The sequence below is a fragment of the Rhodococcus sp. DK176 genome (assembly GCF_038447315.2).
Taxonomy (GTDB): domain Bacteria; phylum Actinomycetota; class Actinomycetes; order Mycobacteriales; family Mycobacteriaceae; genus Rhodococcus_F; species Rhodococcus_F jostii_A.
Genome location: NZ_CP118321.2, coordinates 7,673,125 through 7,690,739, shown reverse-complemented (window position 1 = coordinate 7,690,739; position 17,615 = coordinate 7,673,125). Strand labels below are relative to the sequence as shown.

Here is a 17,615-nt window from a genome sequence, read left to right as displayed (position 1 = left end):
GAGTCGTTGTGACCCACGTTGTCCTGGGGCATTGCTGTAAGGATGCCTCGTGCGTGCGAGTGTGCCCGCAGAACTGCATTCATCCCGCCCCCGGCGAAGCGGGTTTCGAGTCGGCCGAAACGTTGTTCATCGACCCGCGCTCGTGCATCGATTGCACCGCATGCGTCGAGGCCTGCCCCGCGTCTGCCATCAAACCCGAGTGGACGTTGACCATCACCGAACGGCCCTACGCGGCCCGCAACGCAGAATACTTCGAGCAGACTCCCGCCAAGTCCCGACCCCGTGCGCGGCGGATCCGCTTCGAGCAACCACTGGGCAGGCCCAGCGACAGGCTGAAGATCGCCGTCGTCGGATCCGGGCCGGCGGCGATGTACACCGTTCGCGAACTCCTTCGGCGATCGACCTCGGTACGCATCACCGTCATCGAGCAGCACGGCGAAATCGGGGGCCTGCTGCGCCGAGGCGTCTCCCGGGACCACGTCGGCGTTCGTGACATGATCCGGCTCTTCGACGTGCCCTTCAACGACGATCGCGTCACGATCATCCACAACACAGAAGTCGGTGTGGATGTCTCGGTCGACGACCTCCGGGCCAGATTCGACGCCATCGTGCTAGCGTGTGGCGCCTCACAACCGCGCAGACTCGGACCCCCGACTGCGGATCCCGGCGACGGTGTCTATGAGGCCATCGACATTCTGGTGGCCGAGAACTGTGGAGTATCCGGCTTTCGACCCCGCGGGCCGTTGGGACCGCGATCCCTCATGATCGGGGCGGGGAACGTCGCCTTCGATGTCATCCGATGGATGGCCAAGACACGCGACCGAGGTGCCGCGGCCCAACCGGTGACGGAGGTGGTCGTGTTGTCGCGATCGGCCCCCGAACGCGCGTCCTTCACGCCGTCGGCGTTATACGAGCTTCTGGACCTCGAGAACGCCGAGGTGCTGATCGACCGCTCCGGCCGCCCGCCGGGCGCCGGTGCAGACGCCCCGCTGCAACGTGCCATTTCCGCCCTGCCCACGGCCGATATCTGCGCGGCAGACGGACCGACCGCCACCGAAGCGGGCAGGCTACGCGTGGTGTTGTCTTTCGGACAAGAGGTGACCGATCTCGGGAAGACAGTGGCCGGCGGCGTCGCGGTCACCACGACGACCGGTCGGACGTTCCTCGCGGACTCCGCGATACGCGCCACCGGATTCACGACCAAGCAGATCGACGGCATCCCCGTGGACGAGCGGGGGGTCGTGCCCAACCGCCGAGGACGAGTGATCTCCATCGAGACAGGCGAACCGCTCGACGGACTGTATGTCGTCGGCTGGGCGAAACGAGGCGCCTCCGGCGGCGTCGGCGATAACCGCAGCTGCGCCACGGGAACCGTGACACAACTCGCCGCAGACCTGCACGCGCGGGTGTGACGCCCGCGCCACCACTCCAGTCAGTGTGCGACCGCGTCACCTTTCGGACGCGGTAGATCGCACCCCGTGGTTAGCCGCCGGCCGACCTACAGGACCAACTCCATGAACACCGCCGCTGACTCGAGCCCGGCGCTCCCCGCTTCCGACCCGGCGAACGGCGGCGTCTCCACAAATCCCTCGGACCGATACAACGCATGCGCCGCCGTCATGAAACGAAGCGACTCGAGACGAACCGTGACAAACCCCTCCTTGCGTGCATCATCGAGCAGCCGCCCCACCAGCGCCCGCGCCACACCGCCGCTTCGAACAACGGGACGAACATAGACCCGTTTGAGCTCGGCGGTGACATCATCGACCGGCTTGAGCATGGCGATTCCAACGATCGCATCTTGGCTTCGAACCACCAACAATCGGCCCCGGGGCGCGATGATCGTCGGTAGCTCCGCCATGAACGCACGGTGCATCCGATCTGCGGAATCCGCCCGCACAGGGCGACCGAGCATCCCGGCCAATCGCTCACCGGCCCAACCCCAGTACTCCTGAACCAACGACTCGACATCAACGGCGGCGCCGAGATCCGTTACGTACTCGAGCCGCCACTGCTCCGGTCCCTCGGAACCCGCAGCGCAGGAGGGACGCTCGTCCGGCGATGCACCTGTCATCGCGGTCACCTTTCCCGTCACCGAACCGAAGACGGCTCACACCCCATTCCACCACCACGTTGTTCCGAACCGGCACCGAATGCACGTCGAGGACCGAAAGGCTAAGCGCCCGCACTTTCCAGTTCATGTGAGACCACTCGCAGACCGTCGCAACGATCAACTTGCGGCCAGGGAACGTGTCCAGGAGATTGACCGCAAGACCAGTCGTCATCACACAGTGTCCGCGCTCGCCGATCGCGGAACCCTCGCCGGTTACGGATCGGTGAGAGATCGTTCAAACGAGGCTGGTATGGGCGCACGGAATCCGGCGGCCGTCACTCATGGCGACGACAACGGCCGGCTTGTCACGCCAAGGTGACCGCGGCACCGCGAGAACGAATCCGTCATCGGCGACATCCACAACACATCCACCGAGGGAACTGGCCACTGAAATGCTCCGCGCACCGCTGGCGGCGAAACCACTGACAGTGATCGATGATCAGTGACGCGCCCGCCCTCGTGTCGCCAGTAGATGCCCACGCACAGTCATGGGCGGCCCGGCCGACACACGATCAAGTCGACCTCAACGCTCGACTCCTGCGCCCACTGTCCCCGAACTGATCGCCGCGTTGGGCCGGGTACTTCACGTCTGCACCAACTGCGCGGATGGACTTCGTTCGCGAATTGGGCATTCGATCGACGAGGCGCGCACTGTGTCCGAAAGGCCAATGCCCCGCCCACACAGATCAGAACAGATCAGAACAGCCAGTCCGAGGAGAAGCTGCCAAAGAACTGTCTGCAGGCCCAGCGCAATATGCCGGCCGAAGCCGAGCAGGCCGCGATCGCCGGGTCACTGATCCGCGTCGACCACGACAACTGCGGAGAATTCGTATACGCATCAACCGAAGATCTTCCCGACGTTCGCAGTCCTCCGGCAAGCACACCCGATCCAGGCGGCTCGAACTCTGGCTCGGGCGCCAACCTTCAGCACGCGCCACCGTTCAGGTCCCCAGCGCGGGCGCATCCACCGATGCAGGGTGTGCGTGCTCTACCGGATCCGCCGGTTTGCGCACGAAGGCGCATGCGGCGATCAGCACGAATGAGAGGATCCCGGCGACAACGAAGACCATTCGCACCCCCTCGGCGATGGCGTCCGGTGAGTCGTGGGGGTGACCGGATCGTGAGGCTATGACCGTCATTACAGTGACGAACAGTGCCGTACCGGCGGCGCCGGCCACCTGCTGGAACGTGCCCACCACTGCGGAGCCGTGCGCATACAGGTGAGCGGCCACCGATCCCAATCCCGACGTCATCAGCGGTGTGAAGGTCGCCGCCAGGCCGAGGCACAGCGCCATGTTCGACAACAGCAACCACCACAATGAGGTGGACGTGTTCAACGTCGTCAACATCCACACTCCGATGCTGACGAGGATCGAGCCGGGGATGACCAGCACGAGAGGACCGCGCCGGTCGTAGACGCGGCCCACGATCGGACCCGCCAGACCCATCAGAAGGCCGCCGGGCAGTGTGATGAGACCGGTTTCGAACGGATCGAGGTGAATCACCGACTGCGCGAAGTAGGGAACGATGATGAAGGTGCCCATCATCGTTGCCATGCCGACCAGCATCGCCACGACCGAGATGCTGAACTGGCGGTATCCGAACACGCGCAGGTCCAGCAGGGCGCGGTCCTCGCGTTGCAGCCGGAACTGTCGGGCGAGGAACCCGGACATCGCGGCCGCACCGATGAGGAACGGCACCCACACGGGGATCGTCGGGGATTTCTGGGCCGATTCGCCGATGCTCACCAGGCCGTACACCAGGCCACCGAATCCGAGTACCGCCAGGGGGATCGACAGAATGTCGATGCCGGCCTTCGTCGTCTCGGATACCGAAACAACGAATCGTGCGCCGAGGACCAATGTGGCCAACGCGATGGGGGCAACGAATCCGAAGATCCAACGCCACCCGAAGTGGTCGAGAATGAAACCGGACAGGGTGGGGCCGAGAGCAGGCGCAACCGCGATGACAATGGAGATGTTGCCCATCATCGCACCGCGACGGGCGGGCGGCACCAGCGTCATGATCGTCGTCATCAGCAGCGGCAGCATCAGGGCTGTCCCGGAGGCCTGCACGATGCGGGCGAACAGCAGCACACCGAAGCCTGGTGCGGCGAACGCGATCAGCGTTCCCGCCGTGAACAGCGACATGGCGAGCACGAACAGGGTGCGCGTGGGGATGCGTTGGATGAGATAGCCGGTGAGCGGGATGATCACCGCCATCGTGAGCATGAATGCGGTCGTCAGCCACTGCCCCACGCTGGGATGTACGCCCAATTCGACCTGGAGGACCGGGATGGCGATGCTCATCACCGTCTCGTTGAGGATCACCACGAAGCTGGCCACCAACAGGACACCGATCACCTGGAGGTGTCGGCGTTCGATTCGGTCGTCGGCTCTCGCCTCGTCGTTCACGAGGCCAGTGGGTTCGGTCACGGTGGACCTTTCGGATGGTGGGAGCTGGGGACGTCCCGGCGAACGACGGAACAGAAGCTGGGCAGCCACTGAATCTACCGACCGCCGGTTCTGCCGCCAATTGTTTTTCCGGGCTCCCCCAACCACCGTCGAGACCCGCGCAAGTAACGGACAAAACAGACATCGCCGCGGGTCAAGTGAGAACCGTATGGGTGAAGAATGGAAGCTCTGCGACTACCTGAGTGCCCGACCGCCCTATATGTGGACGATAGTGGTCGCATTGCACGCCAGAGCGAATCGAGGTTCGACCGATGTTCACCGGACTGTCCGCCTTCCCCCTTACGCCCATGAGCGAGACGGAAATCGACGAGTCCGCGTTCTCCGGAATTGTCTCGCGCCTGGCTGACGCGGGGGTCGATTCCATCAGCGCCCTCGGGTCCACCGGCAGTTACGCCTACCTGACCAGAGAAGAGCGCAAGCGAGTCGCACAGCTCGCCGTGGCCGCAGCGGGCACCACACCAGTCATGATCGGTATCGGCTCGCTGCGCACCGCACACGTCCGCGCCCTCGCCGAAGACGCACAAGATGCCGGCGCCGACGCGGTGCTGCTGGCACCGGTGTCCTACCAACAACTGACCGCAGAGGAAGTGTTCGGCCTCTACGAAGCGGTGACGCGTGAACTGTCCGTGCCGCTGTGCATCTACGACAATCCCGGTACCACCCACTTCACGTTCACCGATGAACTGCACGGCCGCATCGCCGAACTTCCGAAGATCGGATCGATCAAGATTCCCGGTGTCCCCGTCGACCCCGCCGAGGCAGCCGGTCGAGTGAAATCCCTCCGATCTCAGATCCCGTCGACGGTCACGATCGGTGTCAGCGGAGACGCCTTCGCCGCGACCGGCCTCAACGCCGGCTGCGACGTTTGGTACAGCGTGCTTGCCGGGGTGCTGCCCAAGCCGTGCCTGGCACTTACCCGCGCATCTCAGAACGACGACCGGAATACTGCCACCGCGCTGTCGAATCGACTCGAACCCATCTGGGAATTGTTCCGCGCCCATGGAAGCCTCCGCGTGGTATCCGCCATCGCCGAACACCTCGGCCTCGTCGAATCACCCAATCTCCCCCAGCCGGTATGCGGTCTTGCCGAGGCCGCACGTTCAAGGGTCGCCACCGCGCTCGAGCAGGTCGACGATCTCCTGTGACCCCCGGCGAGGCATACATCGTCGCAACCGAACCTCGGATCCGACAACGCGGGCACCTGCCGAAAGTGTTGCTGACGACAGCGTCGACCTGTTCCGGTGTCGCAGTTCCATCCCTCGACGATCGCCAATGCCTCCTTGTAGAGCGCGAACTGCAGACGGTTGGCGACGAAGCCGGGGGCATCGGCGACCCGTCATGCCCCCTCGGTCAAGTCCATCCCAACATGTAGCGTACGCTATCTATTCGTGCACTACTTATATGCGAGTACCTACAGCCCTGCCGCTACTGCCGGTCATCGAAACAAGTCAAGCGTGCACAGACCGGACAAGACACCTACTCACAAGTGAGGACATGGTGAATGGGGCAGTCCAACAGCACCTTCTACGACGAGATTTGGCGCTCGAGGGCGGTCGAGCAATATTCTCGAGCGGTTACGGAGTTGCACTGCGGTGTTCAAAGTATTAGAGAACGAGCCCCGGCAGATGGGGGCCTTGGATCGTGCGTTGGCCTCGCTGGACTGGCCCGTTCAGGCTGCACAGCGTGAGTTGCTTGCGCCGGGTGAACGAGTCGCGCGGGTGCATGACTCTGCCGGGTTCTCCTACATTTCTGCAGGAACTGCAGCACTCCGAGTAGGCCAAGAACGAAGCGAACTTTCCGCCGGTGACCTAGTCATTTACCCCCGGGCGCACCGAGCTGAGATCCGCGCCAGGCGCGAGTGCAACGTTATCAACGCATGGTTTCTGCCGTCGGGTGGCTCAGCTCAGACTCTCGGCACTTTCCCCAACACTCTGTTGGTGAGGGAGTTCTCTGTACGTGAACCAAATATGGCGATGCTCATCGAGGGGATGCTCAGCGGACAAGCCAACGCTTCCGATTTCAATCGTGCAGGTGATGCGGTGGTGTGCAGCCTCATTTCCACCACCATCGTCTCGTCCGCAATCCGGCTTTGGGCGGAGCTCGGCTGCGCTCCCGAGCGGTGGCTGCACCAGGTGTCGGACCCGTTCATTGCTCGCGCGCTCGATGCGATCCACGAGAGTCCCGGGGATCCGTGGACCGTGCAGAACCTGGCGCAGGTGGCAACCATGTCTCGATCAGCCTTCGCGGTGCGCTTCACCACTCTGGTAGGTCAAACCCCGGCATCATATTTGACCGACGTTCGGATGGAGACCAGTAAAACGCTTTTGATCCGTGACGGGCTGAGCATCGCAGAAACCGCCCACCGCCTCGGGTACGAATCTGAGGCCGGTTTCCGGCGCGCGTTTCGACGGCACACCGGGTCCGCGCCCGCTGCCTGGCGCGGACAACAGCGGTCCCTCCTACTTCCTGCCGTCTAGGTCCGTCGATGCGTTCGAGCTTCCTGCTGTTGTCGTCCTGGCCATTCGGAATAGGGTTCCACCAACGAGAGAAGCAAGTGCGGCGGCAATCAATGTCATCTGGACTCCGGCGTTATCGGCAACCACGCCACCGAGTCCCGCTCCCAGAGTGATCGCAATCTGGAATCCGGTTACGATCAGCCCGCCTACGGATTCCATCCGATCCTGAGCGAGCCGCCCGATCCAGGTGCTGACCACCAGCAACCATGCCCCAAATCCAACATCCCATGCTGTCGCGCCTACCCCCACGGCCCAGAACTGTCCAGGGAAGAACGCCACTGTAGCGATGCCGAAGCCGATGAGTGCAGGCACCACCAGACGCATCAGGTTCAGGTGCTTGTCCACGAGCAGCCCGACGACGACGTTTCCGGCAAGGCCTCCAATACCGAACGCCGCCAACAACCCCGCGATTCCGCCCGCGCCGATGCCGGGCACCTGCTCGAATGCCAACCGAATATAGGTGAACGCGGCGAAGTGGCCAAGGACGGTGAGCACATGCCCTGTCAGACCCAGCGACAGGCCGGGCACCTTGAGGGTGTCTGCCAACTCACGGAATCCCGTGGTGGTGGCAGGGGCGATTGCCGGCAACACGGTGCGCAGCAAGATAGCGACCAGCACCGACACTACGGCTACACCGACAAATACCGCGCGCCAATCAAACACGGAGCCAAGGTAGACACCCAGCGGCACTCCGCCGACCGTGGCCACGGTGGTGCCACCGTTCACGAGCATGAGGCCACGGCCCAGGCGTTCCGGTGCCACCAGCTGGGAGACGATCGCCAGCGACATTGCCCAGAATCCGCTGATCGCGGCCCCAAGGATCAACCGGGCGACGAGCAACAGCACGAGATTGGGTGAGATGGCGACCAGAATATTGGACACCGCAGCGGTCAGAGCAACCCCAGTCAGAAGCGTTCGCCGGTCCAGCCGGGGAAACATCATGCCAACAACGGGGGCCACCAAAAACCCCATGAACGCCGTCGCGGTAACCGTCTGTCCCGCCTGACCCTCAGTGATGTCAAGTGAGGCTGCCATCTGGGTCAGCAGACTGGGCGGAAGAAATTCAGCGAGCACCAGCGTAAAACTGGTGGCCATGAGGATAAGCACCCCCGCCCACCCAGCGCGCTCGGAGCGGCGCGGGGAGAGGATTTCAGGCGCGATGTTTGTTGTCATCCTTTGATCGTTCCGAGAATGCGTTAGAAAAACGGGACCAATCGTCCACACAACAAAGCCAAACGTCCACACAATTTTCGCGACCACCGCCGCCCTCGCGCCCGCACCCCTCGCCGCCGTTGCGCTGGACTCCGGGCTCCAGGAACGACTCTCAGATGCATGCACGCTTCCAGCGGACGCCTACCTGTCCCCCGAGGTCCTCGATTGGGAGCGTATGCGGCTCATCGAATGTGAGGGGGTCTGAATCCACCGGTTTCCAGCAAGCTCCGGGCGATGTAGTTGGTGAGGTTGCGGAAGCCCAGGACGGAGGTGCTCGAGGCGCCCGTTGATCGCTTCGGCCGAGGTCTGTCAGATGTGCAGTGCAGGGATAACTTCCATCCTGGAAGACCTCCATACCTACTCGCCGACACCCCCGACTGCGACGAGCCGATGAACGTCGCCGATCAGTAACCTAGACGTACTGATTGAGGACGTTGATCGAAGGCGACGGACGGCTCTCAGTGGTGCCGTTGGGGTGCACCCACCGCGACAGATGTGTCGCAGGCGTGGGGCCCACTTGGATGTGCCGAGGTAACGATCACTTCGTTGATCCGACGTTTTTGCGCCGGTTGGCATTGAAGCGCGCCTTCTTCTGACGATTCCCGCACGTGTTCATGTCACACCATTTGCGGGAGCGACTTTGGCTGGTGTCGAAGAAGGCGGCTTGGCAGGTTGGCGATGCGCACAAGGCCAATTTCCCGTCTCGTTCGCCTGCGATGATGCTGATCGCGTCAGCGGCGATCACACTGAGGGCGTCTTCCACGCAGGACGCCGAGCTGAGCCGCCATTGACGATTGCCCTCGGGCGTCAGGATTGCCGCGGCCCGACCCTGAACGCTGCAGTCATTGATGACTTGGACAGCAGATCCGGGGAGAGCGTCCTGGATCGCGGCCGCTGTCGCGGCGGCGTGAATCGACTCCCTCAGTTCCCGAGCGAGTTCGAGCTGAGCGGTGGTGCAGGAGTCCACGGCGAGGCCGTTCACTGCCAGCCAGTCGACGAGTCGGTGCGGCGTGGGAATGCGCTCCACAGCGTCGCCACGACGCTCCGTCAGAGTCGCCGTGAAGCTGGTCGCTAGCACGTTACCGAGGCGAAAGTCAGGGAACTCGGCACGCATGGAACCACCTTAGCAGGTTGCGCACAGACATGAAGACATGTTAGAACCGTCTTAGACGGTTCTCGATAGGTTGTAGCCGGTTCCGCGATGGCCAGGAGGTCTCATGCCCCGTCCAACCAGCGACGTGCAAGCATTTGAAGCCCACGCACCTGACGCTGACCTCGACGATCTTCGCGCGCGATTAGCCGCGGCGCGGCTACCGGAGGCCGAGACGGTCTATCGCGCCGCGCCCGACCCGTGCCGATGGGATCAGGGCGTTCCTCTCGCCGACCTCGTCGATGTCGTGAACTACTGGCGCACCGGGTACGACTGGCGGTCGTTCGAAGAGCGCCTCAACCGTATCGGCCAGTTCCGCACGACAATTGATGATCTGGGAATCCACTTCCTGCACCACCGATCCGCGCGCGCAGATGCCACTCCTCTGATCGTGACGCACGGGTGGCCGGGCAGCATTGCTGAGTTCATCGATGTGGTAGACGAGCTGGCAGATCCGAAAAATGCAGACGCGCCGGCGTTCCACGTCGTGGTTCCATCGCTACCAGGCTTTGGATACAGCGACAAGCCGGCCACCACCGGGTGGGGAACCGAAAAGATCGCGGCCGCATGGGTGGAACTGATGGGAAGGCTCGGCTACAGCAAGTTCGCAGCCCACGGCGGCGACTGGGGAGGGAATATCACCACGGTTCTCGGCGGCAGGTTCCCGGCGCACGTTCTCGGCATCCACACAACATTCGCGGAGGGACCGCCCGGGTTGACAACGGACGGGCTGACGGCGGTCGAGCGCAAGTGGACCGAGGAAACCCACGATTTCTGGCGCCACCGCGCGGCGTACGCGAAGCAGCAGGCGACCCGACCGCAGACCATCGGCTACTCGCTCGTCGACTCACCGGTCGGGCTTCTTGCCTGGATTCTTGACAAGTTCGCCGAGTGGACAGATACCGAAGACAGCCCGTTCGAGACGCTGTCCAGAGACCGCGTTCTTGACGACGTCACCATGTACTGGCTGACGCGGACCGGCGCATCATCGGCCCGCATTTACTACGAAAGCCACAACTCGCTGGACCCCGAACTTCGGGTCGACGTCCCGTCGGCAATCACTATGTATCCCCGCGACATCGAGAAGTGTCCGCGCCCCTGGGCACAGGAGCGGTACCGACAGATCGTCCGATGGAGGTCACCCGAAACCGGGGGACATTTCCCGTCGCTGGAGGTTCCCGAGTATTTCGTCAAGGATCTACAAGAGGGCCTCGCGGCGGTGCTGGCCGCTAATCGGTGAACGCGGCTGGGTGCGGGCATTCGATGACCGCCTGATCCGGCTCGAGGCGTTGCCCGACCTCGACGCCTCCCGCCAACACCCTTAACTGCGAAGAACCGCGTAAGCGGCTAGTGGAGTCAGCTTGGGTCTGCGTGACCAGCGCGACGTCCGGGTCGGGACCCAAGGCATCCTGCTGACCCGCGACGGTGCCGGCACGCTCCACGCCTTCTACAAACGCGTGCCGACACCGGGGGCACGAGCTGTTGACAGTGGACTCGTGCACCAACAAGAGGGTGGAGCACTGCCCCAACCACGCGTGGGTCTGTGAACTCGACGGCGAGCTCCGCTCCACGAACCCGCGTGTCTCGATCTGGCGGATCAGGGGCTTCCGACGCAGCCGTCCGAGAGTGGTGGCCGCGAGATCGATAGAGTGCGAGTCGATCGAGGGCGGCAAAAGGCCGCCTGGCGGCGTCGGAGACGGTCTGGCTCGCGGATCTCCGAGACGCGGACATGGTTCTGCTCGACATCCCCTCGGTCCAGGCCACGTGCGGCACGCGTTCCTGCACGGGGTGCGCCCCGAGTCAGGCGTGGAGCTGGTCCGGATGGCAATCGATAATTCGGACCAGCCCACAGCTGTGCGGACTGATCACCACGCGGCTCGGTCACTGCGCGTCTACGACGCCTCCCCAGCGCTCCGCCCGTCACTTCGATATCGAGGTACAGGTCTGCTGTCAGCACGCGGTGATGCAATATTGCACATCCCCATTGCAGGTTAGGTGATTCCCCGGCCTCCCCTACCCGGGCACACTCGAGATCGTCCCCGCCAGAAGCTTCTGCGCGAAGCGAAGAGATTCCCGGGGTCTATCCCATGGGCTCGTCCGAGTCGACGCCACCTGCCGGCAACGGCTCGGACCGCGCGCGGAACGTCGGTTACCACACCCGCTAGGAGTACAGATGAGCAAGATCGCTTTCCTCGGCCTCGGAAACATGGGCTTGGGTATGGCCACGAATCTGGTGCGCAACGGCCACACGGTCGTCGGATTCGACCCCTCCCCGGCGGCGGTGGAGAAGGCGGAATCACGCGGAATAGGCTCTGCTGCATCTCTTGTGGATGCAGCAGAGAGTGCCGACGTGATCATCACCATGCTGCCCAGCGGTAAGCACGTACTCGACGTCTATGCCGACCTGGTCCCGGCCGCAGCGCAGGGAACCCTCTTTCTCGACTGCTCGACGATCGATGTCGCCGACGCGCGGGCAGCCGCTGAACTGGCCGTCGGCGCCGGGCATCGGGCGGTGGACGCCCCGGTGTCCGGGGGAACCGTGGCCGCCGACGGCGGGACCCTCACGTTCATGGTCGGTGGCCCGGCCGACGCGGTGGACCAGGCGAGCTCGCTCCTGGACGCCATGGGAGCCCGAATCGTCCGATGCGGCGACTCCGGAGCAGGTCAGGCTGCGAAAATCTGCAACAACATGATCCTGGGAATCTCCATGATCGCAGTCAGCGAGGCTTTCGCGCTGGGTGCGAAGCTGGGCCTGACCGACCAGGCACTGTTCGACGTCTCGTCGACCGCGTCCGGTCAGTGCTGGGCGTTGACCACGAACTGCCCGGTTCCCGGACCGGTTCCCACCAGCCCGGCCAACCGCGACTACGCCGGCGGATTCGCGAGCGCGTTGATGCTCAAGGACCTTCGACTCGCGCAGGCCGCCGCGGCGGACAACGGTGTCGAGACGGCGCTCGGACGGCGCGCCACCGAACTCTACGAACAGTTCGTCGCTCATGACGGCCCGGGTCGTGATTTCTCGGCGATCGTGACGGCGATCCGCGCCGGTGCATACGACGCACAGGCACATCAGTCGTAGCCCTCCCACGTAGACCTCGCCCCGTGCCGCGGCACCGGGTGTGAGGCTGCTCGATGTGAAAGGAATTCGTTATGCGCATCATCCTGACAGGGCCGCCGGGAGCCGGTAAAGGCACTCAGGCGCAGTTGCTTTCGTCGGCGCTGCAGCTCCCCCACATCTCGACTGGTGACCTGTTCCGCTCCCATATCGCGCAGGGCACGGAACTCGGGCAGACGGCGAAATCGTTCCTCGACGCCGGCGAACTGGTCCCGGACGAGGTCACCATCGGGATGGTGGCGGAGCGCCTCGCCGGCGCCGACACGGCCACGGGATTCATTCTGGACGGCTTCCCCCGCACCGTGGCTCAGGCGACCGCGCTCGATGAGCTCCTCGGCCGGCAACTGAGCCAGATCGATGCCGTCCTGGATTTCTCGATAGCGGACGATGCAGTCGTCGAACGGATGCTGGCCCGTGGCCGCGCCGACGACACCGAGGACGTCATTCGTCGACGTCTGCGGGTCTATCACGACGAGACCCGACCGCTGCTCGACTACTACTCGCCGTTTCTTCTGTCCGTCGATGCGGAAGGTGAGGTCGACGAGGTCTACGCCCACGCGAACGGCGCGCTGTCCGAGCGCGGAAGCGTCGCTCCGTCCACCTGAACGCTGTTCCCTGCACCCCAGCAGAGCCATCCGTATATCAAGGAGATTCCGACATGACCTCCACACAAACCTCACTCGCTGAGCTCCACATTCCCGAGGCCCGCGACTACCCCATGTTCGTCGACGGGGCCTGGGTGGACGCCAGTTCCGGTCAGTGGAGTGAGGTGACCACCCCGATTCTGCGTGAGCACGTGATCGGCCGTGTCCCTTCCTCGAGCACCGAGGACGTCGATCGCGCGGTGCGAGCGGCGCAGAAGGCCTTCCCTCGGTGGCGGTCTCAGCACTTCACGGCGCGAGGCCGGATCCTGAGCCAGATCGCCGATGCCATCGACGTGCGGGCCGAGGAACTCGCCCGTCTCACCGCCCTCGATACCGGCAACGCGCTGCGCACCCAGGCGCGTCCCGAGGTCGCCACCCTGGCGAACCTGTTCCGGTACTTCGCCGGTGTCGCCGGCGAGATCAAGGGCACGGTTCTGCCCGCCGGTGACGATCAGCTCCAGTACTCACGGCAGGAGCCGCTCGGCGTCATCGGATGCATCCTGCCTTGGAACTCCCCGCTGATGATCGCCGGATTCAAGATCCCTGCCGCCCTCGTCGCGGGAAACACCGTCGTGGTCAAGGCTGCCGAGGCGGCCCCGCTGAGCGTGTTGCTGCTTGCCGAGATCTGCGCCGAGTTCCTGCCCGCCGGTGTCCTCAACGTCATCACCGGATCCGGCAGGGTCGCCGGCGAAGCGCTGGTCCAGCACCCCGACGTCGACAAGATCTCCTTCACCGGCTCGACCGAGGTGGGGCGTCATGTTGCCCGCGAGGCCGGTGGCCGTCTCGCACATGTCTCCCTCGAACTCGGCGGCAAGAATCCCTCGATCGTTTTCCCCGACGTGGACATCGACGAAGACTTCATCAATCAACTGCTGCTGTCGACCCGGGTACACCGGCAGGGACAGAGCTGCACGGCCGGTTCCCGGTTGTTCCTGCACCAGGACATCTACGACGAGGTCCTCGACCGGCTGGTGAACACGTTGGCCGACCTGAAGGTCGGGAACCCGCTGGATGAGTCCACGGACATGGGCGCCATCATCAACGAGACGCAGTTCGCCTCCGTCTGCGGATTCCTCGACGACGGTCTGAGTTCGACCCAGGTTGCCACCGTCCTCGACGGCTCCCCCGCCAAGGTTCCGAACTCCGACGGCTACTACATGGGACCGACTGTATTCTCCGGTGCCGACAACTCCTGGCGCCTGTCCCGGGAGGAAATCTTCGGACCCGCGCTCGTCGCGATCCCGTGGAACGACCACTCCGACGTCATCGCGATGGCCAACGACTCGCACTACGGCCTGGCCGCCTACGTGTGGACACGTAACCTCGATCTGGCACTGTCCACCGCCCACGCCCTCGAAACCGGGTGGGTGCAGGTCAACCAGGGCGGAGGCCAGATGGTCGGCCAGTCCTACGGCGGATACAAGCAGAGTGGCCTCGGCCGCGAAGTGTCGCTCGAGGGCATGATCGCCGGTTTCACCCAGACCAAGCAGGTCAACGTGCGCCTGCGCACACTCTGAGAAGGGAGCACACCATGACTGTCGGACCCTTGGGCGACATCCTCGTGCTCGACCTCTCGCGGGCGCTGGCGGGGCCCATCGCCGCGATGATGCTCGGTGACCTCGGTGCCCGCGTGATCAAGGTCGAAGCCCCGGGCACCGGCGACGACTCCCGCACCTGGGGGCCGCCGTTCGTCGGGCCGGCCGACGACCCGCAGTCGTCGTACTTCATGTCGGCGAACCGGAACAAGGAATCGATCGTCCTCGACCTCAAATCCGAGCACGGCAAGGATGCGCTGCGTCGGCTGATCCGGCGGGCGGACGTGCTCATCGAGAACCTGCGGCCTGGCGCATTCGATCGGCTGGGCTTTCCCGCCGACGTGCTCGAGGAGCTCAACCCGCGGCTGATCACGTTGTCGATCACCGGCTTCGGGCATGACGGGCCGGAGGGATCCCGCGCCGGCTACGACCAGATCGCCCAGGGTGAGGCCGGGCTGATGTCGGTGACCGGAGACCCCGACGGGGAGCCGACGCGGATCGGGATCCCGATCGCCGACGTCCTCGCCGGCGTCCACGGAACCGCCGGGGTGTCGGCCGCACTGGCGTCGAGGGAGAAGACGGGCAAGGGCATGGTGGTGCGGACGTCCCTGTTGGCCGCGGCGATCAGCGCCCACACCTTCCAGGGCACCAAGTGGACGGTCGGTGGACAGGTCGCGCAGCGGTCCGGCAATCACCACCCGCAAATCGCACCGTACGGAAGCTTCCGCTGCGCCGACGGATACGTTCAGATCGCGGTCGGCAGCGAGGCGATCTGGGAAAAGTTCGCCCCGGTGGCCGGTCTGTCGGCTCAGGATCCGCGGTTCGCGGTCAACCGGGACCGGGTCGCGGCGCGGGAGGCGTTGATCGCCGCGATCGAGGCCGATTTCGCCGACCGCACGCGGGTCGATGTCCTCGCCGCGCTCGAGGCCGCGGGTGTTCCGGCGGGGTCGATCCGCACCATCGACGAGGTCTACGAGTGGGAGCAGACCCGCAGCCAGGGGCTGCTGGTGCAGGTCGAGCACCCAGTGGTGGGGCCGGTGCAGTTGCCGGGTCCGTCCTTGCGGATGGAAACGGCCGACGGTGCGTCGCTGGTGCGGTCCGCGCATGCTGCACCGCCGGTGCTCGGACAGCACACCGAACAGATTCTCGACTGGCTCGACTCGGTCGACGCCGCCGATCCGCTCGATGCGATGGTGCCTGCGCAGGCATGAAGTCGGTGCGAGTCCGACTGGCGCACCGGTCAGCGGCGTTGCAGGAGTCTGCGTCCTGCGGCGCCGCCCCGGGTGCGCCCGGCAACTACACGGTGGGGACCAGTTCGTCTCGCCGACTGCGTGCCTCTTCCTGAATCGCCTGCCGGACTGCCTGGACCGCCGGATTGGTGAGGCTTTCGCGGCGCGCGGCCAGGGAGAAGGCGAGCCGGACGTCGACGGCATCGGGCAAGATCCTGCGCAGGTCGGCGTGCTGGTCCGCCATGAACGCCGGCAGCAGTCCGATGCCGCCGCCGGATCGCGTGGCTGCGACATGAGCGAAGATGTTGGTGGACATGAACTTTGCCGCGACACCGGGCAGGTGCCGGTTCAAGTCGAGATCCCCGACCTGCAGCAAGGAGTCGACGAAGAAGACCAGCGGGTGCGCTGTCAGCTCGTCCAGACTGCCGGGTTCGCCGTGCGCGCGAAAGTACTCCTCGCTGCCGTACAACCCGAGCGAGTACTGGCACACACGTTCGGAGACCAGCCGACTGGTGATCGGTGTGCCCACCGCGACCGCGAGGTCGAACCCTGATTGGTAGAGATTCAATTGCCTTGTATCGGTGATCAACTCGACGACAAGGTGCGGGTGACTCATTCGCAGCTTGGCCAGTGCGGGAGCGACGAACAACGATCCGAATCCGTCCGGAGCGGTGATCCGGATGGTCCCCCGGAGTGGATTCTCACTGATACCGAGGACCACGTCAGCGGCTTCCTGAACGGCTTCCTCGATCTGTCGCGCCTTCTCCGCGATCGATCGGCCGACATCGGTCAGCTCCCATCCGTCGGCACTACGCTGCAGCAGACGGACACCCAGGGCCTTCTCGAGCGCACGCACACGCCGCGAGACAGTGGTGTGGTCGACGCCCAGGTCCAGCGCCGCGGATCGGCGGCGACCGGTTCGCGCCACGGCGAGCAAGTACCGAAGGTCATCCGAGCGGATGTTGCGGACGTCGATCACGGTGTGCCTCCCGGCAGGTCGGCCACCGCGGGGTGGTCTCCGCCCGGTGCGGCGGTCGATGCACGTCGGGTCGCGGAGAGGAGCTGGTGCAGATCGTCGTGGAGACGGCGCATTACCTGCGGGTCCACGAGGGCGAGGGCGTCGAGGGCCCGGGTCGCCGAGATAGCCACCTCGCGACCCTTGTCGGTGATCGTGACGAGGGTCGAGCGGCGATCGGCACGATTGATCGTCCGTACGGCCAACCCGGAACCTTCGAGTCCTTCGATCAGCGTTCCGATGGTGGTGGGATGCCTGTCCAGGGCGCGGACGATCCGCACCATGGGCAGCGGGGCGTTCGCGGCGACCATCATGGCCAAGACCTCGTACCGGGCGAAGGACAGCCCGAGTGGACGCAACGTGGAGTTGAGTTGATGGCCGATCAGCTTCTGGGTTTGCAGTACGGCGGCGATCAGCGATGCATACGGCGCCACGGAGTCGGCAGCCGGCGCCGAGTGGGGTGGTTGCGCAGTGGCCACCTGAAGCCTCCTAGTTGTCCGGAATGGGCATCGAATGAACGCCCCGAGTGGGTATTTCGCGAAACCCGTATTCGACACGGGACCGTGACGGCACTTCCCGTGTCGAAGGGTTTCTGATTTCGGAGTGGGTCAC

General features: G+C 64.6%; 15 protein-coding genes. 9 read left to right on the top strand and 6 right to left on the bottom strand.

The window, feature by feature from the left end:
• The first annotated feature begins 8 nt into the window (after positions 1-8).
• Positions 9-1,412 carry an FAD-dependent oxidoreductase gene (locus tag PSR88_RS35885; protein WP_029537732.1) on the top strand — a complete coding sequence of 468 codons (1,404 nt, stop codon included), beginning with the start codon at positions 9-11 and terminating at the stop codon, positions 1,410-1,412.
• A gap of 86 nt (positions 1,413-1,498) precedes the next feature.
• On the opposite strand, the gene PSR88_RS35880 is transcribed toward PSR88_RS35885, so the two are convergent.
• Entirely contained in the window at positions 1,499-2,074 is a 576-nt protein-coding gene (locus PSR88_RS35880) for a GNAT family N-acetyltransferase (RefSeq protein ID WP_011598815.1), read from the bottom strand.
• A gap of 980 nt (positions 2,075-3,054) precedes the next feature.
• Positions 3,055-4,548: an MDR family MFS transporter gene (locus PSR88_RS35875; RefSeq protein ID WP_011598813.1), complete on the bottom strand. Its 1,494-nt coding sequence runs from the start codon at positions 4,546-4,548 to the stop codon at positions 3,055-3,057.
• Between the two features lie 290 nt (positions 4,549-4,838).
• Between PSR88_RS35875 and PSR88_RS35870 the strand changes: the two genes are divergently transcribed.
• Both PSR88_RS35870 and PSR88_RS35865 read left to right on the top strand, forming a co-directional pair.
• A complete protein-coding gene (locus PSR88_RS35870; RefSeq protein ID WP_011598812.1) occupies positions 4,839-5,732 on the top strand; it encodes a dihydrodipicolinate synthase family protein in 894 nt (297 codons plus the stop codon).
• Between the two features lie 822 nt (positions 5,733-6,554).
• A complete protein-coding gene (locus PSR88_RS35865; protein ID WP_009480352.1) occupies positions 6,555-7,064 on the top strand; it encodes a helix-turn-helix transcriptional regulator in 510 nt (169 codons plus the stop codon).
• Here the strand turns inward: PSR88_RS35865 and PSR88_RS35860 are convergent.
• Together PSR88_RS35860 and PSR88_RS35855 are read right to left on the bottom strand one after the other, a co-directional pair.
• The gene (locus tag PSR88_RS35860) at positions 7,047-8,276 is read right to left on the bottom strand and encodes an MFS transporter (protein WP_016880290.1); all 1,230 of its coding nucleotides are present in this window, start codon (positions 8,274-8,276) and stop codon (positions 7,047-7,049) included. The two genes, PSR88_RS35865 and PSR88_RS35860, sit on opposite strands and share 18 nt — an antisense overlap.
• A gap of 577 nt (positions 8,277-8,853) precedes the next feature.
• Positions 8,854-9,429, bottom strand: coding sequence for a CGNR zinc finger domain-containing protein (locus tag PSR88_RS35855; protein ID WP_011598808.1), 576 nt, complete (start codon positions 9,427-9,429; stop codon positions 8,854-8,856).
• Positions 9,430-9,532: 103 nt separating this feature from the next.
• Here PSR88_RS35855 and PSR88_RS35850 point away from each other — a divergent pair, with 103 nt between their 5' ends.
• The 6 genes from PSR88_RS35850 to PSR88_RS35825 all read left to right on the top strand — a co-directional run bounded on the left by PSR88_RS35850 (position 9,533) and on the right by PSR88_RS35825 (position 15,970).
• The gene (locus PSR88_RS35850; protein WP_016880289.1) at positions 9,533-10,705 is read left to right on the top strand and encodes an epoxide hydrolase family protein; all 1,173 of its coding nucleotides are present in this window, start codon (positions 9,533-9,535) and stop codon (positions 10,703-10,705) included.
• A 185-nt stretch (positions 10,706-10,890) separates the two neighbouring features.
• Complete coding sequence (locus tag PSR88_RS35845; protein ID WP_157180059.1) at positions 10,891-11,460, top strand: Rieske 2Fe-2S domain-containing protein; 570 nt, start codon at positions 10,891-10,893, stop codon at positions 11,458-11,460.
• A gap of 37 nt (positions 11,461-11,497) precedes the next feature.
• Positions 11,498-12,544, top strand: coding sequence for a 3-hydroxyisobutyrate dehydrogenase (gene mmsB, locus PSR88_RS35840; protein ID WP_337464390.1), 1,047 nt, complete (start codon positions 11,498-11,500; stop codon positions 12,542-12,544).
• A 71-nt stretch (positions 12,545-12,615) separates the two neighbouring features.
• The gene (locus tag PSR88_RS35835) at positions 12,616-13,185 is read left to right on the top strand and encodes an adenylate kinase (protein ID WP_009480346.1); all 570 of its coding nucleotides are present in this window, start codon (positions 12,616-12,618) and stop codon (positions 13,183-13,185) included.
• A 53-nt stretch (positions 13,186-13,238) separates the two neighbouring features.
• Positions 13,239-14,741 (top strand): aldehyde dehydrogenase family protein, encoded by a 1,503-nt coding sequence (locus PSR88_RS35830; protein ID WP_011598803.1) that lies wholly within the window; start codon positions 13,239-13,241, stop codon positions 14,739-14,741.
• Between the two features lie 14 nt (positions 14,742-14,755).
• Positions 14,756-15,970, top strand: a complete 1,215-nt coding sequence (locus PSR88_RS35825) for a CaiB/BaiF CoA transferase family protein (protein WP_011598802.1) — start codon at positions 14,756-14,758, stop codon at positions 15,968-15,970.
• 85 nt (positions 15,971-16,055) lie between these two features.
• Here the strand turns inward: PSR88_RS35825 and PSR88_RS35820 are convergent, their stop codons facing one another.
• Together PSR88_RS35820 and PSR88_RS35815 are read right to left on the bottom strand one after the other, a co-directional pair.
• Positions 16,056-16,967, bottom strand: coding sequence for a LysR family transcriptional regulator (locus PSR88_RS35820; protein ID WP_009480343.1), 912 nt, complete (start codon positions 16,965-16,967; stop codon positions 16,056-16,058).
• The gene (locus PSR88_RS35815) at positions 16,964-17,482 is read right to left on the bottom strand and encodes a MarR family winged helix-turn-helix transcriptional regulator (protein WP_009480342.1); all 519 of its coding nucleotides are present in this window, start codon (positions 17,480-17,482) and stop codon (positions 16,964-16,966) included. Before PSR88_RS35815 ends, PSR88_RS35820 begins: the two co-directional genes overlap by 4 nt.
• Between the last annotated feature and the right edge of the window lie 133 nt (positions 17,483-17,615).

What these genes read in the sequence shown, in the direction of transcription:
- PSR88_RS35830 (WP_011598803.1), top strand. Translation starts at nt 13,239, where the DNA reads ATGACCTCCACACAAACCTCACTCGCTGAGCTCCACATTCCCGAGGCC.
- PSR88_RS35870 (WP_011598812.1), top strand. Translation starts at nt 4,839, where the DNA reads ATGTTCACCGGACTGTCCGCCTTCCCCCTTACGCCCATGAGCGAGACG.
- PSR88_RS35850 (WP_016880289.1), top strand. Translation starts at nt 9,533, where the DNA reads ATGCCCCGTCCAACCAGCGACGTGCAAGCATTTGAAGCCCACGCACCT.
- PSR88_RS35865 (WP_009480352.1), top strand. Translation starts at nt 6,555, where the DNA reads ATGGCGATGCTCATCGAGGGGATGCTCAGCGGACAAGCCAACGCTTCC.
- PSR88_RS35855 (WP_011598808.1), bottom strand. Translation starts at nt 9,429, where the DNA reads ATGCGTGCCGAGTTCCCTGACTTTCGCCTCGGTAACGTGCTAGCGACC.
- PSR88_RS35880 (WP_011598815.1), bottom strand. Translation starts at nt 2,074, where the DNA reads ATGACAGGTGCATCGCCGGACGAGCGTCCCTCCTGCGCTGCGGGTTCC.
- PSR88_RS35835 (WP_009480346.1), top strand. Translation starts at nt 12,616, where the DNA reads ATGCGCATCATCCTGACAGGGCCGCCGGGAGCCGGTAAAGGCACTCAG.
- PSR88_RS35860 (WP_016880290.1), bottom strand. Translation starts at nt 8,276, where the DNA reads ATGACAACAAACATCGCGCCTGAAATCCTCTCCCCGCGCCGCTCCGAG.
- PSR88_RS35825 (WP_011598802.1), top strand. Translation starts at nt 14,756, where the DNA reads ATGACTGTCGGACCCTTGGGCGACATCCTCGTGCTCGACCTCTCGCGG.